15 protein-coding genes are annotated in these 18,537 nt (G+C 35.4%); 6 read left to right on the top strand and 9 right to left on the bottom strand.

Going from position 1 to position 18,537, the window contains the following annotated elements:
- Positions 1-3: 3 nt before the first annotated feature.
- Both ACFPM4_RS11790 and ACFPM4_RS11785 read right to left on the bottom strand, forming a co-directional pair.
- The gene (locus ACFPM4_RS11790) at positions 4-3,156 is read right to left on the bottom strand and encodes a galactose-binding domain-containing protein (RefSeq protein ID WP_382351757.1); all 3,153 of its coding nucleotides are present in this window, start codon (positions 3,154-3,156) and stop codon (positions 4-6) included.
- Positions 3,157-3,185: 29 nt separating this feature from the next.
- Positions 3,186-3,965, bottom strand: coding sequence for an SDR family NAD(P)-dependent oxidoreductase (locus ACFPM4_RS11785; protein ID WP_382351754.1), 780 nt, complete (start codon positions 3,963-3,965; stop codon positions 3,186-3,188).
- A 230-nt stretch (positions 3,966-4,195) separates the two neighbouring features.
- Between ACFPM4_RS11785 and ACFPM4_RS11780 the strand changes: the two genes are divergently transcribed.
- The 3 genes from ACFPM4_RS11780 (at position 4,196) to ACFPM4_RS11770 (ending at position 5,924) form a co-directional block, all read left to right on the top strand.
- Positions 4,196-5,410, top strand: coding sequence for an ROK family transcriptional regulator (locus tag ACFPM4_RS11780; protein WP_382351751.1), 1,215 nt, complete (start codon positions 4,196-4,198; stop codon positions 5,408-5,410).
- A 140-nt stretch (positions 5,411-5,550) separates the two neighbouring features.
- Complete coding sequence (locus ACFPM4_RS11775; protein WP_144919458.1) at positions 5,551-5,730, top strand: H-type small acid-soluble spore protein; 180 nt, start codon at positions 5,551-5,553, stop codon at positions 5,728-5,730.
- Positions 5,731-5,744: 14 nt separating this feature from the next.
- Positions 5,745-5,924, top strand: a complete 180-nt coding sequence (locus ACFPM4_RS11770; RefSeq protein ID WP_382351748.1) for a small acid-soluble spore protein H — start codon at positions 5,745-5,747, stop codon at positions 5,922-5,924.
- A 39-nt stretch (positions 5,925-5,963) separates the two neighbouring features.
- Here the strand turns inward: ACFPM4_RS11770 and ACFPM4_RS11765 are convergent, their stop codons facing one another.
- Together ACFPM4_RS11765 and tnpB are read right to left on the bottom strand one after the other, a co-directional pair.
- Entirely contained in the window at positions 5,964-6,137 is a 174-nt protein-coding gene (locus ACFPM4_RS11765; protein WP_186324589.1) for a hypothetical protein, read from the bottom strand.
- Positions 6,138-6,275: 138 nt separating this feature from the next.
- Entirely contained in the window at positions 6,276-7,451 is a 1,176-nt protein-coding gene (gene tnpB / locus ACFPM4_RS11760) for an IS200/IS605 family element RNA-guided endonuclease TnpB (protein ID WP_382351745.1), read from the bottom strand.
- Between the two features lie 213 nt (positions 7,452-7,664).
- On the opposite strand from tnpB, the gene ACFPM4_RS11755 reads away from it, so the two are divergent.
- From ACFPM4_RS11755 to sspO, 3 genes are all read left to right on the top strand, one after another.
- The gene (locus ACFPM4_RS11755) at positions 7,665-8,588 is read left to right on the top strand and encodes an SDR family oxidoreductase (protein ID WP_382351743.1); all 924 of its coding nucleotides are present in this window, start codon (positions 7,665-7,667) and stop codon (positions 8,586-8,588) included.
- Between the two features lie 93 nt (positions 8,589-8,681).
- Positions 8,682-9,683 (top strand): aminoglycoside phosphotransferase family protein, encoded by a 1,002-nt coding sequence (locus tag ACFPM4_RS11750; RefSeq protein WP_382351740.1) that lies wholly within the window; start codon positions 8,682-8,684, stop codon positions 9,681-9,683.
- A 54-nt stretch (positions 9,684-9,737) separates the two neighbouring features.
- A complete protein-coding gene (gene sspO, locus ACFPM4_RS11745) occupies positions 9,738-9,887 on the top strand; it encodes a small acid-soluble spore protein O (RefSeq protein ID WP_144919463.1) in 150 nt (49 codons plus the stop codon).
- A 191-nt stretch (positions 9,888-10,078) separates the two neighbouring features.
- On the opposite strand, the gene ACFPM4_RS11740 is transcribed toward sspO, so the two are convergent.
- From ACFPM4_RS11740 to ACFPM4_RS11720, 5 genes are all read right to left on the bottom strand, one after another.
- The gene (locus tag ACFPM4_RS11740) at positions 10,079-10,861 is read right to left on the bottom strand and encodes a divergent polysaccharide deacetylase family protein (protein ID WP_382351736.1); all 783 of its coding nucleotides are present in this window, start codon (positions 10,859-10,861) and stop codon (positions 10,079-10,081) included.
- A 439-nt stretch (positions 10,862-11,300) separates the two neighbouring features.
- A complete protein-coding gene (locus ACFPM4_RS11735; RefSeq protein WP_144919465.1) occupies positions 11,301-11,777 on the bottom strand; it encodes a hypothetical protein in 477 nt (158 codons plus the stop codon).
- A 116-nt stretch (positions 11,778-11,893) separates the two neighbouring features.
- Positions 11,894-12,763, bottom strand: coding sequence for a CheR family methyltransferase (locus tag ACFPM4_RS11730; RefSeq protein WP_382352085.1), 870 nt, complete (start codon positions 12,761-12,763; stop codon positions 11,894-11,896).
- The gene (locus tag ACFPM4_RS11725; protein WP_382351732.1) at positions 12,747-15,983 is read right to left on the bottom strand and encodes a response regulator; all 3,237 of its coding nucleotides are present in this window, start codon (positions 15,981-15,983) and stop codon (positions 12,747-12,749) included. The genes ACFPM4_RS11730 and ACFPM4_RS11725 overlap by 17 nt, the downstream gene beginning before the upstream one ends.
- A 29-nt stretch (positions 15,984-16,012) precedes the next feature.
- A complete protein-coding gene (locus tag ACFPM4_RS11720; protein WP_382351729.1) occupies positions 16,013-18,493 on the bottom strand; it encodes an EAL domain-containing protein in 2,481 nt (826 codons plus the stop codon).
- Positions 18,494-18,537: the final 44 nt, after the last annotated feature.

Here is an 18,537-nt window from a genome sequence, read left to right as displayed (position 1 = left end):
CTATTACTCTTTTAGAAATACTTGAAATTCCTTATGACTTGCCCAAATTCCAGATGGTAAACCAGTGTAAACAATTCTTACATACCTTGCTTTTGCTTCAAATACATCATCCATCACTGTTTGTTTACTTGATTTTCCTGTTTGGTTCACTACCAACCGCCAATTCTCTCCATCTTCCGAAACTTTAATGACATACAAGTAATTTTCTGCCTCACTAAAAGTAACTCTTGTTCCACTAATCTCGTAAACTTTCTCTAAATCAACTTGCCACCAATGTCCAGTGGATGCATCTGCAGCACTCCAATAAGTAGTAATATTTCCGTCATTTCCTTTTTTGGCAGAGAAGCTTAATGATTTTTCGCTCGTAGCAATTGCTTTTTTATTCAATGCTAAGTCGACTCTTGTATCATCTACTCCCCCCCTCTTTTTCGGAGCTAGCACATTTCTTAACTCCTCTATACGAAGTTGTTGAGTTGGCGAAAATTTATCAGACTGCATATAGTGTAGAATACTATTCTTCAACTGTTTGGCTGCTATTCGTTCATGTAAATCATTTGAAATATCCATGGAACAAACAACTAACTTCCCATTTCCAACAGTTGCTTCAAATAAATTTGTCATTCTGCTGTTATTAAAAAAGTTAGGGATTACGGTAACAATTGGCTCAAAATCAACAGGAAGCTCATCAATATGAATAGAAAAAGAGTTCTCCAATAAATCTTTCCATTGGTAATGAGCAAAAGTATCCGTTGGAAACTCATTAAAAATAGGATGCGTATTGTTACAAGTAATTCCACATGGATCTTGACTTTTAAAATGAATAGGACTCCAAAAAACAGGGAAAAACCCACCTTTTGAAATAGCCTCCAATCCATAAGAGCTTGGAAGTAATAATACCTTTCTTCCATCCTGTAAGTATTTTTCCGTTTCCACATTAAAAACGGTAGTAATAACTACATTATCTTCTACAGTCACATTCACATCAGGATAAACCCATATATCCCATTTGTTCTTATAATTTGTTCCCTCTATTTCAACGATAAAAGAAAGCTGTGATGCCTTATCAATCATATCGAGATGTATATTTTCTACTAAACCGATTAACGTAACCTCGCCACTCTTTATATTAGTGGACTTAAAGTTGCCACTAGCAAGTACATGTAATTGATCAGTCAGCTTCCAATTGATTGTGGCATCTGGCAAATCCCTTGGACCATAATGACTAACTTCAATCTTGGCCGATATTGCCTCTTTATTGGAGTAAATCCGTTTATCGATACGTAATATTGGTACTGTTTCGGAGCAAAATTTACGGAATTCCTCCCCACTTATGATCCCCTTCGATTCCCAGAAAGAATTGAGTAGCCCTACTGTCGCAGTACTCTGCCCTGGAAAATCATGAATATCTAATAATTGAAATCCAGCAAATCCTTGCGTCCGTAATGCTGCTTCCACTTCTTCTTTATACAGATTGGCAGCTAGCTTCCCTGAATTATGAGTAAAATCCTTGCTATACTTCAACATGTTCTTTTCGATTAAATCCTGTTTGATCACTTCAAAGTTTATTGGCCTCAATACCCCGGTGTATTTTTGGATTTCTCCCATATCTGGATACACACTATATTGACCAATTTCATGGGATACAACTGGCATATTTCGTAACGATACGCCTTCCTTATAATCAAGCATCGTTCCTTGTACCATTTCATCTAAATAATATTGACCTCTAATACCTACACCATCTACTGTTTGTGCACAAAAATAATCATCCGCACTATCTACTTTCCGGTCCCAATTCGATGTAAGTGTATACACTTTCGTTGGGTCTATATCCTTTAACAAGACAATCATATTGTGCAATAGATCAAAGTCCCCATTTAATTCATTTCCATTACTAAACATACAAAAGCTTGGATGGTGACCATACTCTTTCAATATTCTTATTGCTTCCTTCGGTAAATAGCGATAATGACTATCAAATGCCCCTACTGGATAATCACTCCAATTATCCATCCACATTGGGGCTTCTACATTTAAATACAAACCTAATGCATCTGCAGCAGAAAATGCCGCTTCCGGTGGACACCATGAATGGAATCGAATATGGTTTAAGCCATAATCTTTCACAACTTGGAACACTTCTAGCCATGTCTGTTTATCCATAGGAGGATATCCTGTTAATGGATAAATACAGCAATCTAACGTTCCCCTTAGAAAAATTCTTCTTCCATTCACCTCAAATTGTGTATCAGCTACTTTAAATTCCTTCATACCAAATGGGATTGTTTTTTGCTCTTTATTTCCATTGCTATCGATAACAGATACGCGTAATCCATAAAGATTCGCTTCAAATTCATCCCAATATGTAACCTCATTACCAACTACATTTTTAATTGGAACGATATTTTTCCCTTCACGAAAGTTGTCGGTTACTTTTACAGGAGCACCGATTATATTGCCTTCCGCACTGATTACCTCTACATCTATAGAAGCTTCTACTTCAGAATTCAATAGATTATTAATTTCTATTAAAGACTCTACTTGATGATTTTTTACATTTGGAGTAATTTGCACATGACCAATATGAACTAATTCAAAAGAACGCAATTCTAACTTCCCTACTATTCCATTCCAAATAGTTTGCGTTTCATCTGTATATGCGCTTGGATAGGGGCCTATATTTTGCACATCGCGATTATCTATTCTAATCGTGATTGTAGTTTCTTTGTCTGGGGTGACATAATTTGTGATGTCGTATACATGTGGAGTAGATAAACTGTCCTCGGTGCCTACCTTTTGACCATTAACCCATATCGTTGATTGAAACATGACTCGTTCAAGGAAAAGTTGAACACCTTTTCCCAGCCATTGTTTCGGGATATGTATCTTTTTTTGATACCAGGCTGCACCAACATAGCGATATTTCTGTCTTAAGCTTTTTACAGTTTCTTTCGTTAAGTTAAGTTCCATTTCTAGAGGTTCTCCAACTTCATTCTCAGCTGTTGTACCTGGAAGTTGGAAATTAGAAAGAGATAATATCCTACTATACCAACTTTCTTTTTCACCTAAATCGTTATAGTCAAGCTCGTAATTCCATTGCCCTGCTAAATCAATTTTTTCCATTGTCCCTACATTATGAAGGTTATGGACTGGCATTTCATGAACCCCTTTCTAAAATTAATAAGTTATATAGATTGATATAATCGATAACTTAAGCCGCCATCTAAAACGATGCTTTCTCCGGTCATTTTACTTGATTGATCTGTCGCTAAAAATAAGGCTAAATTGGCAATATCTTCTGGAGTACAAATTTTACCATGTGCATGTAACTTTAATACTTCATTCTCTATAAGACTAGGATTCTCATGTTGATCAAGCCATGTGCGATAGTGCGGAGTATCTGTAAAACCAGGACAGATCGCATTGACTCTGATATTATACTTCCCTAGACTTAAGGCCATGCTTTTTGTCATTGAATTTATACCACCTTTTGCTGCAGCATACATTTCCGTATCTGGTAGTGTGGCAATCGCATGGTTGGAAGAAATATTGATGATGGAACCCCCTCCACTATTCTTCATATGTTTGGCAACATACTTGGAACATAGGAAACTACCTCGTAAATCAATATTGATGACTCGATTCCAATCCTCTAGGGTAGCTTCGAATAAAGGTTTAAATAATGTAATTCCGGCATTATTAACTAGCACATCAATTTTAGAAAACTTTTCAATTGTTTTATCCACCATAGATTGAATACTACTGTCTGATTCTACATCTGTAGGAATACATAATGCACTACCTCCTGCTTGTAGAATTTCCTGTTCCACCTCTAATCCTTCCTGCTCATCAAGAGTAGCAATAACTACTTTCGCACCTTCAGAAGCAAAGTGTTTTGCAATACCTCTTCCTATTCCACGACCACTACCTGTAATGATGGCAACTTTATTCAATAATTGTTGCAATATGTTCACCTCTCCTTAAACGCATGTTTGAAAGCGGTATCATTAACGAAAGTTTAACAAAGTAACTTTAATAATTCAATCATAAATTATGTGTTTTTACCGACATACAACTACAATGTATGCAAAGTATTATGGTACTATTGTCTTATTAATTAAAGTTAGTTAAAATAACTGCAATATATTGATAGTCTATTAAATGATGAGGTGAAGTAAAATTGAGAGTTTCACCTATGAAGCTTAGCCGTGAAGCGATGAGGACTTATAACCAGAAAGTAATTTTAAAATGCCTACATGATCTGGGATCCATGTCGAAAGCGCAATTATCCGAACATACAAAACTAACAATCCCAGCGATTACAGATATTTTAAACGACCTTGAAGACTTTCAACTTATCGAGAATACTGGGCATGTAAAAATTAAACGTGGTCGCTTTCCAATGATGCATCAACTAAAAAGAACAAATATTCATTTTATTGGAATTGTAGTTGGATCTCAAAGAATGAAAGCAGCAATTGTTAACATAGGTGGGGAAGTCATCGACATTCACTCCAAGCCACTCCCCAACAATCCAACTCCTGAAAATGTATGTAAACAAATCATCCTGCTAGTAAATAAGCTACAATCCTCTGAACATAAAGTGTATGGAATTGGAATCGGGATGCACGGAATTATTAATCCATTTGAAGGAGCTTCTATTTATCCTCCTCATTTAGATTGGGGCTATTTTCCAATTGGAGAGTATGTAGCGAATGAGACGCAACTCCCTGTTTTAGTAGATAATGATTGTAACACTTTAACATTAGCTGAAAGATGGTTTGGTGGAGGGAAAAAGGAGACGAGTTCTTTCATCACACTAAATATCGATTATGGTATAGGTGCAGGGATTATGAATGGTGATGAATTATTCCATGGATTCAACTTTGGTGGTGGTCAAATTGGGCATACGATCGTAGACGATGAGGGAATAAAATGTGCCTGTGGCAATTATGGCTGTCTAGAAGCAATAGCAAGTGAGCCTGCCTTATTAAAGCAAGTGATTAAAAAGGTGAAAAAAGGTTTTCCAACAATGTTAAATGAATTAGTGAATCATCCCGAAGAAATTACAATGGAACATTTGTATCATGCCGCAAATCATGGTGATAATTTAGTTATCCAACATATACAAGAGGCAGGGAGATATATCGGCATTGGTATTGGTACATTAATTAACTTATTCAATCCTCAAAAGGTAATTATCACAGGTGGAGTGCTAAGAGCAGGTGATATTTTATTTGACTCTTTAAGGGATTCTGCATTCAAACACTCTTTAAAAGTTAACACAGAAAAACTTGATCTGATTCCTTCGATGCTTGGACAACATGCAGACGTAATTGGTGCTGCAACTTTATGGGTGAATGAATTATTTCATGGAAATAGATCTATTAACGAAATCATACGCAAATAAGTATCTTGCGGATATTTTTATCTTTTCCCCATTTCATTTGTTTATGCTCGTCATCTGTTTCTATCCTTTTTCTCCCTCTCATATTTGTTGAAATACAGGAGAAAAATAAAGACAGAGCTTCAGTGAAGGAGGCTGCTTACATGGAGAGAGACCGTGCACAAGAGATTATTAATGCATCTCATATGATTAATGTGAACTACCGTGGGATACCGGTTTACTTACAACAAATAAATTCAGATACCGCCACGATATTTCCATTGGATGAAATGCATCACTCTCAAGAAGTTGATCTCGATGGGCTTATTGAATCAGGACCATAAAAGGGGGATTACAAATGAATATACAACGAGCAAAAGAAATTGCTGAATCACCTGAGATGAAATATGTTACCTATAATGGAAAACCTGTATACATCCAGCATGTAAATAAAGAAAGCAATACAGCTCGCGTGTACCCACTAGATGATCCTGCTAATGAAATTGAAGTACAACTGACTAATTTGATGGAGAAGTAAATAAAGGGTCTGCCCTATCCCAATAGGGCCAGACCCTTTTTAAATAATCGGAAATTCTGGTACATATCTGGGATTCGTATAAAATGGCGGTCTTGCACTGATAAATGGTAATAAAAATTCAGATTCATTATCATCATATACTACTTTTACTTTTTCATCTGATTGTTGAATTAACAATAATTTTACCTCTGGATTAAAATAATATTCTTTCATGATTGAAAACCTCCCTTTCCTAACATATTCACAAGACGAAATTAAGTACAGTTTTTGAACTACCCGCCACTTAAAGCTCTTACGAGTTGTTTGAAGTGGGGGATTCCTAAGAACACTAACCTATCGGTTAGTTATGGATTAGGCTATCCCCGCAGTTCCTGCGGTTAATCGTAACGCTTCATTACGAATATTTATACTTGCGTTAATATCACGACTTCGGTGATGGCACATACATTTCGGGCAAGTCCATTCACGCAAAGCAAGGTTTTTAACGTCTTTATGCTTATAACCACAATTTGAACATAGTTGACTGGAGGCAAAGTTTTTCGCCACGGCCACTACTTCTTTTCCATACCATCTTGCTTTATATTCCAACATTGTTCTAAATTTGGACCATGAGACTTCACTAATGGCCTTGGCAAGGTTTTTATTTTTCATCATATTTTTCGTAGATAAGTCCTCAATCCCAATAATGTCGTGGTTTTTGACAATTTGTGTGGAGATCTTGTCTAACATATCCTTCCTTGCATTTGCAATCTTGTCGTGAATACGAGCCACTTTTATCCGTTGCTTGAGCCAATTGGATGATCCTAATTTTCGTCTAGAAAGAATACGTTGTGCTTTTGCTAACTTTTCTTCTAATGTGTGGAAAAACTTCGGATTATGATAGATTGTACCATCCGACAATGTTGCAAAATCCTTTAATCCTACATCTATCCCAATGATGGACCCTGTCTTTTTCATGGGTTGTACTTCTATTTCGGACAAAATAGAAATAAAGTATTTACCACTTGGATGGCGCCTGATAGTGGCACTGATAATACGCCCATGTACTTCACGACTTTTGGCAAATCGTACAAATCCAAGCTTTGGAATTTTTATTTTGTTTTTCACAATAGTGATATTTCCATTTGTGTATTTTGTTGTATACGATTGGATGGGATTCTTCTTTGACTTAAAACGTGGCTCACTATTTTGTTTTTTATAATAGCGCGTATAGGCATCGTTCACAATTTCAACAGACTTTTGCAGTGCAATGCTGTCTACTTCTTTTAAAAATGGGTAGTGTTTCTTCAACTCAGGAAGTTCTTTCATTGACTTGTTTTTATGGAAAAATTCCCCTCTCCAATTATTACTAGGAAGTTGACCATTTTGAACCATTTCATTCACAACATACCAATAGGATTCCTTGTCTATTTGTTTTCCTACAAAATAGTTGTAGACAAAACGAGCGCATCCGAAAGTTTTTTCAATGAGGATTGTTTGTTCTTTGTTTGGATAGATTCGAAATTTGAACGCTTTTTTTACTAGCATTATTTTCACCTCACCCCACAACAGAATGTATGTTCCTATTATATCAAATGGAGGGAGGTTTTTCTACCACCAACCAAAATTCATCCCCCCTTATCTCTGGCCTTAAGCCCTTCACCAGCTTGAAGAGGGAGTCTTCTTTCGGGGGATGATAAAAAGGCACTTCTTCCGCCTATATTTCATAATGTAACTCAGTAAACATTTTGGAGGGTTACAATGAATAATAATCAAGGGAGACCTCAGCAAGAATATCCTTTATATCCTAACTACGGCAAGATAACTCAATATAAAGATGTACCACTTACCGTACCTGAGCAGAGACAATATCGGCAACCTGGTGTGGAAAAGTTTATGGTACCAAGACCTATAATCGAAAATCCACTCTATAAAGGAAGCGATAAATTAAAGGGAAAAGTAGCACTTATAACTGGTGGCGATAGTGGAATTGGAGCAGCAACTGCAATTGCCTTTGCGAAAGAAGGAGCAGATGTTGCTATTTCCTATTTAGATGAACATGAAGATGCAAACAGAACGAAAAAAAGAATAGAAGAACTCGGACAACGTTGTATATTATTGCCTGGGGATGTAAGAGAAAAGCAACAGTGTAATCATATTGTGAAAGAAACGATTAATGCTTTCGGAAAGTTAGATATTCTTTGTAATAATGTCGGTATCCAGTTTCAACAATTAAGTTTGCTCGATATTACAGATGAACAATTTGATGATACATTTAAAGTAAATATTTATTCTCATTTTTATACAACGAGGGCTGCCCTTCCATATTTAAAAGCAGGCAGTTCTATTATTAATACAGCTTCCGTCGTTGCATATTATGGACATGAACAACTAATCGATTATTCTGCCACAAAAGGTGCAATTGTTAGCTTTACTCGTGCACTTGCAAATAATTTAGTGGAAAAAGGGATTCGTGTAAATGCCGTAGCTCCAGGGAAAATTTGGACTCCACTAATCCCTGCTAGTTTCTCGGCGGACGAAGTAACACTCGCTGGCAATCCAATGCAACGACAAGGTCAACCATTTGAACTCGCACCTACATTTGTTTATCTCGCTTCAGATGATTCTCGATTTGTTACTGGTCAGACACTTCATGTAAATGGCGGTCAAATAACTTCTTCCTAGTGAATCGTTGGGAATCGTACTCATTAATCGATTCCCACATTTGATTAAAATGACGGTATGATAGTATTCATAACGACGAAAGGAAGTAGAATAATGCAAGTAAAATTTCCACTAAATGATGCCGTGCTTCAATCTGTTATAAAGAAGCAATACGTATTGGACATTATACATATCGATTTCATCCCAATCGGTGACTCTGCTTACTCTTATCGAATAACAGACATAAATAAAAATACTTATTATCTAAAGCTTTTTGATCATGATAATGATAGACAAATGGATAGTTTACAAAAATTAAATCGTGTCCTACCTGTGTTATGGGAGCTATATCATCAAGGATCTCTGCAAAACACCGCTCTACCACTAAAAAATGATAAAGCCGAGTTCTGTACGATAATGGAATCAACTTCCATCATACTGTTTCATTTCATTAATGGTGAAACATTAGCGGATGCCTACCCTTTTTCTAACAATCTTTTACGCCAATTAGGAAAAGTAATCGCAACAATTCATCAAACATATGTAAATCAGTCTCCGCTTTTAGTAGAGAAATTTGACCTTTCCTTCGTAAAAGATTTAAGAAGATGTATAGAGATGCTAGAAGAAGAATTACCTTATAAGGAACTAAAAATTGTACTAGCCATGAAAGAGCAGATAAATACAATCATTAATGACTTACAAAAATTTCACGCTCCATCCAACATGAATACCTTTGTTTTTTGCCATGGGGATTTGTGGGGAGGAAACCTAATTCAACGAGGAGATACAATGTATGTCATTGATTGGGAATCCGCACAATTGGCACCGCCTGAGTTTGACTTATTCACTTATATTGGGGATGGATTTGACACATTGCTTTCCTCGTATCAGGAAAGTTGGAATAAACCGATAAACCTTAACATTGGTTTATTAAAATTTTACGCATATAGACACCATCTTCGAAATCTTACCAATTGGTTAATGAATATTCTTTTTAGAAATAATGATGCGATGCAAAACTTGAATGATATAGAAATGATACAATTCCATTGCTTAAACCGCCTAGATTCAGTAGAATCTAACCTGAAGAAGATAGAGCGTTTTTGTTCACGTTAATAACGTACATATTAATTCACCTCCAATGCCAAAATAAGTTCGGAGGTGAGTTACTTGGCACACAAAAGATCTGCAAATAAAATTTCAGGGATGAACCCAGAAAAAGGACCTGACTTTGGAGCAAATTTTCAAGAGGAATTTGCAAACGAACCACTAACACAGAAACAAAAACAAAATAATAAAAAGAAGAAGAAAAACCAATAATTGCAGTGAAGGGGCTGTCCAATAAGTTAGAGAAATTAACTTGTTGGAAGCACCTTTATTTTTTTATTACCTTTTTACTTGATGCACAATGTTGATTGTAGCGGAAGTATGAGAATCCTTCGGGTTGAACGGTTTCCGGGAGAGCCTGGAGTTAGAAGTGAACACCTGGAGCAGAAATCAACTATATCATTTTATTTTATTTCATAATCCTTCTCGATTAGTTTCATCTCTGGAATTAAATCGGATAAATAAACAAGGTTGGCTTTATCTTGGTAAACAGGGATATATTGTTCCAACACGCTTGCAACAATTGGCCCAGGTATCCCAACATGTCCAATAGCAATGATTTCGTCTAACTCTGTTAGTTTATTTGCTAATAAATTTGCCTGCCTAGATATATGAGTAATGGTATATACATCATCAAAGAACAAATCATTTTCTAAAAAAGGAACCTTCATTTCCTCTGCAAGTGTTTTGGCAACACTTTTATTTGATGTTTTACTATCGAGATAGAACATCCCTTTTTCCTTACAAATTTCAAAGATAATTCTCATCACCCGTTCATCTTCTGACACTTTTGACCCCATGTGATTATTCATACCTACTGCATGAGGAACATCTTCAATGGCAGCTATTACTCGTTTGCGAATTTCCTCATCACTTAAATCTGTTGTGATGGCACCTGGCCCTAGCCAGCTCTTCTTTCCTCTCTTTGGTTCCATTGGTAAATGCACAATAACTTGGTGACCATTGTGATGGGCAAGTTCTGCATCCTTTTTTGTTGTCGACATAAAGGGCATGATTGCTACCGTTAAACTAATAGGTAGATGAAGAAGATCCTCCGTCCCTTCCATATTATTTCCAAGATCATCAATGACAATTGCTAAGTCCTTTTTCGAAAAGTTATAAGGTTCAGCTAAAACTGTTTGCGTTAATGAAAGGCAAAGTATTAATGCGCTTATCAACAACCTCATATTCATCACCTCTTCTTTTCATTTAGCATTCCCGAAGCAACAGTCATCACTCGCATATTGGTAAGTTTTTATAATAATACATTTACAGCAGTTAAAAAATAAAACTAGGGGCAGCTCCATTAGGAACTCCCCCCCGTCCATTCTTTTCTGTTGTATTCGTCTAATCAACATTTCAGTTGAGATTTATGCTTAAATGTTCATTAGATGGCTTCTATTGGACATTTCATTGGTACGGCCTGACTAAAATGTCCATCAGATTCATTTTATTAGACATTTCATCGGTAAAGTATGGGCAAAGTGTCCATTAGACTGCTCCTATTGGACATTTTACCGTTGAGTCCTGACCAAAATGTCCTTTAGACACCTTCTATTCGACATTTCACCAATCAAAACTTACGAAATGCCCATTAGGACTCTCACACATATCAACATTCCTACATTACTTTAACGCCTCAATATTAAATGAGGTAACTTTGTACTCTCCATCAATTTTTTTGCAATACATCATCCATATTTCTGTTGCTTCCATCGATTCTCCACCGTCTGCCTTTTCAGCGACTGTCTTCACTCTAGCTGTATAGCTAAATGTGCCTTCTTTTGTATTAGAAGATGTGATTTTTTCATCGGATATTGTAACTTCCGCATCTTTATATAATCCGGGATTATATAACCCTATTTTCTTACCATCGTCAATTCGTCTTTCGGGATTCTGGAATATACTAAATGCATCCTCAAATTCTTCTTCACTCTCTGCTGTGTATATATTATTAAAATGATGAATCATTCCACGTGCTATTTCCTTATATTCTTCGAGCTTCTCTGGATCTTTCTCTTCATATCTATCATCTTGACCACAAGCTGTTAACATTATTAAACCGATTACAATTATAAATACAGATAGCAGTTTCTTCCCCATATTGTCACCCCTTACAGAAATTTTACCATCATGCAGGGGGTTTGTCTTGTTGAATCGTTCTGTACCTTTACACATCAAAAGAAGAGATGTCCTATATGTAGAACACCTCTTCCCATTTATTTTACCTTCTTATACAATTTCTGTTTCACACTAATTTCTTCATACCTACTAGTAACATCCGTATAGTGAATGGTTTCTTTATCTCCTAACCCAAGAATACCGAACATACCTAGACTTTCATAAAAAAGCTCGTGTACTTTTTTCTGTAAAGATTTATTGAAATAGATTAATACGTTTCTACAAAGAATAACGTGGAATTCATTAAATGATCGATCCACTACCAAATTATGCTGTGCGAAGACAATATTTTTCGTTAAATACGGATGAAATTTCACTCCATTATGGACGACACTATAGTAGTCCGAAAAAGCCCTATTTCCACCAGCCTGTAAATAGTTACTCGTGTATTTCTTCATGTATTCTAATGGGAAAATACCATTCTTTGCACTTTTTAACACATTAGCATTAATGTCTGTTGCATATATTTTCGTTTTATCATAAAGACCCTCTTCTTGAAGTAACATTGCCATCGAATATACTTCTTCCCCAGTGGAACAGCCTGCATGCCAAATTCGAATCGAAGGATATGTGCGTAACATCGGAACTACTTTTTCTCTAAACTCTAAGAAAAATAATGGATCTCGAAACATCTCCGTTACATTAATAGAAAAATCAGCGAGTAATCGTTGTAAGCATTGCGGATCTCGTAACACTTTATCGAGCAAACTAGTAATGGTAGTAAGCTTCTCTGAATGAACTCGATGCCATATTCGTCTTTTCATCGAATTATAAGCATAATCACGATAATCAAAACCATACCATTCATAAAGAGCTTGCAACAGTAACTGAATCTCAATTTTTTCTAATTCTTCTGCTTCACTTATATTGGTATTCATCGTCTCTTCCATACTAGTTCCATTTCCCATCTTCATATAACCACACTTTGATCAATGATATAAGTTGATCAGGATCAATCGGCTTCACGATATAATCCGATGCGCCAACTTCCATACACTTTTCTCTATCTTCTTTCATCGCTTTTGCGGTTAATGCAATAACAGGTAAATTAACAAATGTAGAAATAGCTCGTAACCGCTGAATTGCTTCATACCCATCCATTTCTGGCATCATGATATCCATTAACACTAAATCAATATCCGGGTTCTTCTGTAATATTTCCAATCCTTCTTTACCATTCTCTGCAAAGGATATATCCACCCCATACAGCTCAAGTATGCTTGATAATGCATAAACGTTTCTCACATCATCATCTACTAGTAAAATTTTCTTGCCTTCCAGATTGGATAATTCCTCGACTTTTTTAGGTAGAGGATCTGGTTGTATTTGCTTATCGCTGTTTTTAAAGAATAATTCCAGCTCTGCTTTTAATCTTTGAGGTGAGCGTCCATCTTTGATGATAATCGTATGAGCATATTTATTAAGTTGTATTTCCTCTTTTAACGTTAAGTCACGACCAGTGTATATGAATACTCTCAGATCATTATTTAATTCCATTTCTTTTATTTTATCGAGTAATTCAAAACCGCTCGTATCGGACAAACCTAAGTCGAGAATGACACAATCAAATTGATGAAGTTTTAATTGCTCGATTGCTTCATGACCGGTAGAAACAGCAGTAATAACAATATCCATATCACCGATAAGTTCCATTAAGCTATTACGTTGTACTTTATCATCATCCACAATTAGCAAGCGTTTAATATCATTATCGATGTTATTAAATACAGCTCCTAGTTTTTGTTTCGGGGGTGCTGGTTTTTCTACGGTCTCTGAAGTTTCTATTGTTGTAGCTACTTCATTTATAGGGTGTACGAGTAAGTTATCTTTCTCTTCATAATCACCGACATAAAGTGTAAAAGTGGTCCCTCTTCCAATACTACTCTTAACCTCTAATGTACCATTTAATAATGCTGCTATTTCTCTACTGATAGATAGGCCTAAACCAGTACCTCCAAATTTGCGACTTGTCGTACCATCCGCTTGTTGAAATGCTTCAAAAATCAAATCGAGCTTATCACTCGCAATGCCTATACCAGTATCTTTTACTGCAAAAGCAAGTACAGATTGATTTTTTACTTTGGAATGTAGGGAAATCTCTAGCCTTACTTCCCCTTCTTTCGTAAATTTAAAAGCATTGGATAACAAGTTTTTTAATACTTGTTGAATACGTGTCATATCGCTATAAATATAAGTTGGTACATCCTCTTTTATTATGATTTGGAAATCGATTCCTTTTTGATCAGCGACTGGTCTAAAGTTATTTTTCACAAACTCAGTCATTTCTTTTATATGGACTTGAGTTGGATTTACTTCCATTTTCCCTGATTCAATTTTTGCTAAGTCCAAAATATCATTAATAAGAGCTAATAAGTCATTTCCAGAAGTATAGATCGTCTTAGAATATTCCACTTGTTTTGCAGAAAGATTACCATCTGCATTATCAGCTAATAATTTAGATAAGATTAATAAGCTATTAAGTGGAGTACGTAGTTCATGTGACATATTTGCCAAAAACTCAGATTTGTATTTGGAACTTAACGCTAGCTGCTTTGCCTTTTCTTCTAGCTCTGCTCTTGCTTTTTCTACTTCTCGATTCGTTTGTTCAAATCGTTTATTTTGTTCTTCTAAGCTCTTCGCCTTTTCTTCTAAATCAGCATTTGTTTGCTCCAATTCTTCCTGCTGAACTTGGAGCTTTTCTTCTGACTGACGTAAAGCTTGTGTTTGTTCTTCCAATTCTTCATTTGTTGCACGTAATTCTTCTTGCTGGGACTGTAATTCCTCTGATTGAGCCTGAACCTCTTCCATTAAAGTTTGGGACTCTTCTAAGAGCTTCGCTAATTGAATCCTACCCATGACACTTTCTAGTATTATACCTAAGTCACTCATTAGTTCTTCCAAGAAAGATTGCTGTGAAGGAGTAAAGGATTTAAATGAAGCTAATTCTAAGACTGCTTTTACGTCACCTTCAAAAATGATCGGCAGTACGTACACATTTACAGGTGCTGCTTCTCCTAAACCTGACGTTACACGAATATAGTCAGATGGGACTTCTGTTAGTATAATAGGTGACTTTTCTAGAACTGCTTGTCCTATTAAACCCTCTCCTAAACGGATAATATTCGTTACATGTTTTCTTTCTTTAAATGCATATGATCCTAGTAATTTATAGACTGGTTCTTGATCATTGACTATTTCTTTTACATAAAATACAGCTTGGTTAGCCTCCACTAATGGAACTACTTTCGATAAAAACGTAGTAGCTAATGTTTCTACATCATGAGTTCCACTAAGACTTGTAGTGATTTCAGCTAAATTAGCTTTACTCCATGTTAATTCTTGTTCCTTTGTCATTTGTTCTTCTAATGACATCGCCATTCTATTAAATGATTGAACAACATCACCAATTTCATCTGGTGAATCATCTTCAACCTTCGTACCTAAATCTGCTTTTCCGTTTGCAACGTTACTCATTGCTTGAGAAACCTTTTTCAGTCTCTCAGATATTTTCCAAAAGTTATTTGCTAGTAAAGCAATAATAAAAATAATAGCAACAGATAATATAAGTAAACTAATAATAATCTCTCTCTGGAAATCCTTCGTTAATGTATCAACGGAAGAATGCATGTTTGTTTCTAATACATCGGTAAAATCAGATGTAATGAGAAAAAATTCTTCATGCATCTCGATAGAGTTTTCCCCTATTAATACTAAAGCTTCATTATCTTTTCCAGCTAATGTTAACGTTAATACTTCATCCAAATAGTCATTATATCTATTGTTTGTGTCTCTTAATTTGAGAAGCCAGTTGCGATGGTCATCTGTAATGAGTTTTGACTCTAATAGTGCAATATTTTGCTTCACTGCCTCTTGTTTTTCTTGTAATGACTTGATTTCTTTTTTGATCGTCTCTTGATCATCAGATACTACTAAATTCCGTAAATGAATTGCTTCATCCTTAATATCACGATGGATACTTTCAGAAAGCACGGTTTTTTCATAATTTGCAAGTAAAGTCTCACTCATTTCTTTCAGCTTGGATATTTGAAAAAGGCTAATGACGATAAGAATTACTAGCAGAATGGGTAATGCGCTAAGTCCTAATAATAACTTAGTCTTTATTTTCATACTGTGTTCCCTTCATTCATATAAAGTTTTTATAGATTTTCACTTACTTCTTCTTTATCATCCATATACATTTGCAATACCATCGCCATTGCCTGCATACGATCATTTACATTTAACTTCTGGAAAATACGGGTAATATGATTTTTTACAGTGTGTTCACTAATATATAACTTTTCGGAGATTTCTTTATTGCTGAGCCCCTCTAAAATTAGTTTAAATACATCCATCTCCCGAGCAGAAACAGAATATAGCTTCTTCGTACGTTCTAAAGCTCCTTCAATCAGTTGCTGCTTTTGTATTTGAAAATCATCTACTTTATTTGTTACTTCCTTTAATGGGCTCCTAATATTTAGAAATTGTGGTTTTTCCTCTGACAAAACAAGATGAACCAATTGCTTCCCAGTCATAGGCTGACTAATTTTACTTCCTTGGATTTCATCACAATGTTCCTTCATTAATAATTTCAATTGTTCTTCCGTTTCTACACCGTCTGCAATTACATTCATTTTTAACTGATGGGCCATTGAAATAACACCAGATAATAACACTTGTAATTCGTATGAGGCACCTTCTGCAGTTAGTAACAATGATTTATCTAGCTTTAACGTATTTACCGCCAGCTCTCTAATATACTTTAACGATAAGTACCCTGCACCAAAATTATTAATCGTAATAGAAACACCACGTTCTCCCAATTGCTTTAACGCTTTTGCAATGATTGGTTCATTCTGTAAAACAATTGAATCTAACAATATAACTTCGAGTAATTTTGAACTTATTTCATATTTTTCTAGAAATTGAAATAAAGTTTCGACAAAATCGTTTTCGATAATTTGTAATGCAGTAAAATTAATAGCCACTCTTATCGGAGGTACATTTTGATGTTTCCATTCGACCATTTGCTGACCTAGAGTATCCAACATCCATTTTCCAATTTCAATAATATATCCTGTTTCTTCTGCTAACGGAGTAAATTCATCAGGTAAGATCGTTCCCCACTTCGGATGATTCCAGTGAACCAATACTTCCACACTTCTTACCAATCTAGTATTTAATTCTAAACGTGGCGTATAAACTAATGTAAACTCACTACGTTCCAATGCTTTTGGTAAATCACTTTGCAGCATAAATGAGCGATAAGAATGTACATTCATTCCAGAATGAAAAACTTTAAATGTATTCTTTCCAGAATCCTTCGCCCGATATAAAGCAGCGTTCGCATTTTTCATCAGAACAAAAGAATTGTCGCCATCATACGGAAAAATACTTAATCCAATACTTATCGTAATAAATAGCTCATACTTATCAATGATAAATGGCTTTTTAAAAGCGTCTATTAATTGTTCCGCAACATCTAGTGCTGCTTCCCGATCTGTATTAGGTAAAAGGATACTAAACGCACTTGAACCTAATCTTGCTACGATATCTGAAGCGCATGTACTCTCAAGGAGTCGCTTTGCTATTTCTTTCAGAACACGATCTCCAATAATGTAACCTAGGGAATCGTTTACATACTTAAACCTATCAACATCCAATTGCATAATCGCTAATGTTTGATTTTCATTTTTTGCAATCTCTAATCTGTTGGTAAATTCTTTATGAAACAATTGTTTATTAGGTAAATCAGTGATGGTATCATAGTACGCCAAATGCGTGACAAGTTCTTCATTCTTCTTTCTTACTGTAATGTCACGTAAAGTAATAGCAACAATCCATTCATTTTGAACTAATCTTCTTCCTATTTGGATTTCAACAGGGAAAATTGTCCTATCCTTACGTACCGCATCTACTAAAGTAATATTCTCAAGTCCCATTACATAATGGGACTCAATTATTTTGTTCATATATTGTTTCGATATTAGCGATGAGAATAATAATGAAATATGCTTTCCTATTAAACTACCCTCATCATATTGAAACATTTTATTCACAGCTGGATTTATCTTTAGTATCTGCCCCAGCTTGTCCAGAACGAGCATTGAGTCAATAGATGTTTCACTTATTACACTAGTTAACGCCTCAGACTTACGTAATTCAGAAGATATGATAGAAAGTTCCTTATTCATTTCCTCTAACTTTTCCGTTTTTCTTGTTAAGTCTTGAGCTTGTTGGATAAGTTGTTTTTTCATCATGTATATTTCGACAAATCCATCTACCTTTGCCTTTAAAATTAATGGATCAATCGGCTTTAAGATGTAATCAATTGCACCTACTGAATACCCCATAAAGATGTGTTCAGAATCCATATTATTCGCCGTAATAAATAATATTGGAATATGCTTTGTCTTCTCACGCGCTTTTATTATTTTTGCAGTTCTAAATCCATCCATCCCTGGCATTTGAACATCTAATAGAATTGCAGCGAAGTCATATTTTAATAAATATTTAAGTGCTTCCTCACCAGAGGTAGCTTTCATCAATCGGTAATCTTCTCTCTCAATGATAGCTTCTAATGCAATTAAATTTTCCGGTCTATCATCTACTAATAGAATATTAACTTTATCATCCATTAAAGTCCCTTCCCTTAATACGGACATATTTCTGTCATAATTCA

Source organism: Lederbergia graminis (assembly GCF_042655485.1).
Lineage (GTDB): Bacteria > Bacillota > Bacilli > Bacillales > Bacillaceae_C > Lederbergia > Lederbergia graminis.
This window is presented reverse-complemented; position numbering and strand designations above follow the sequence as displayed.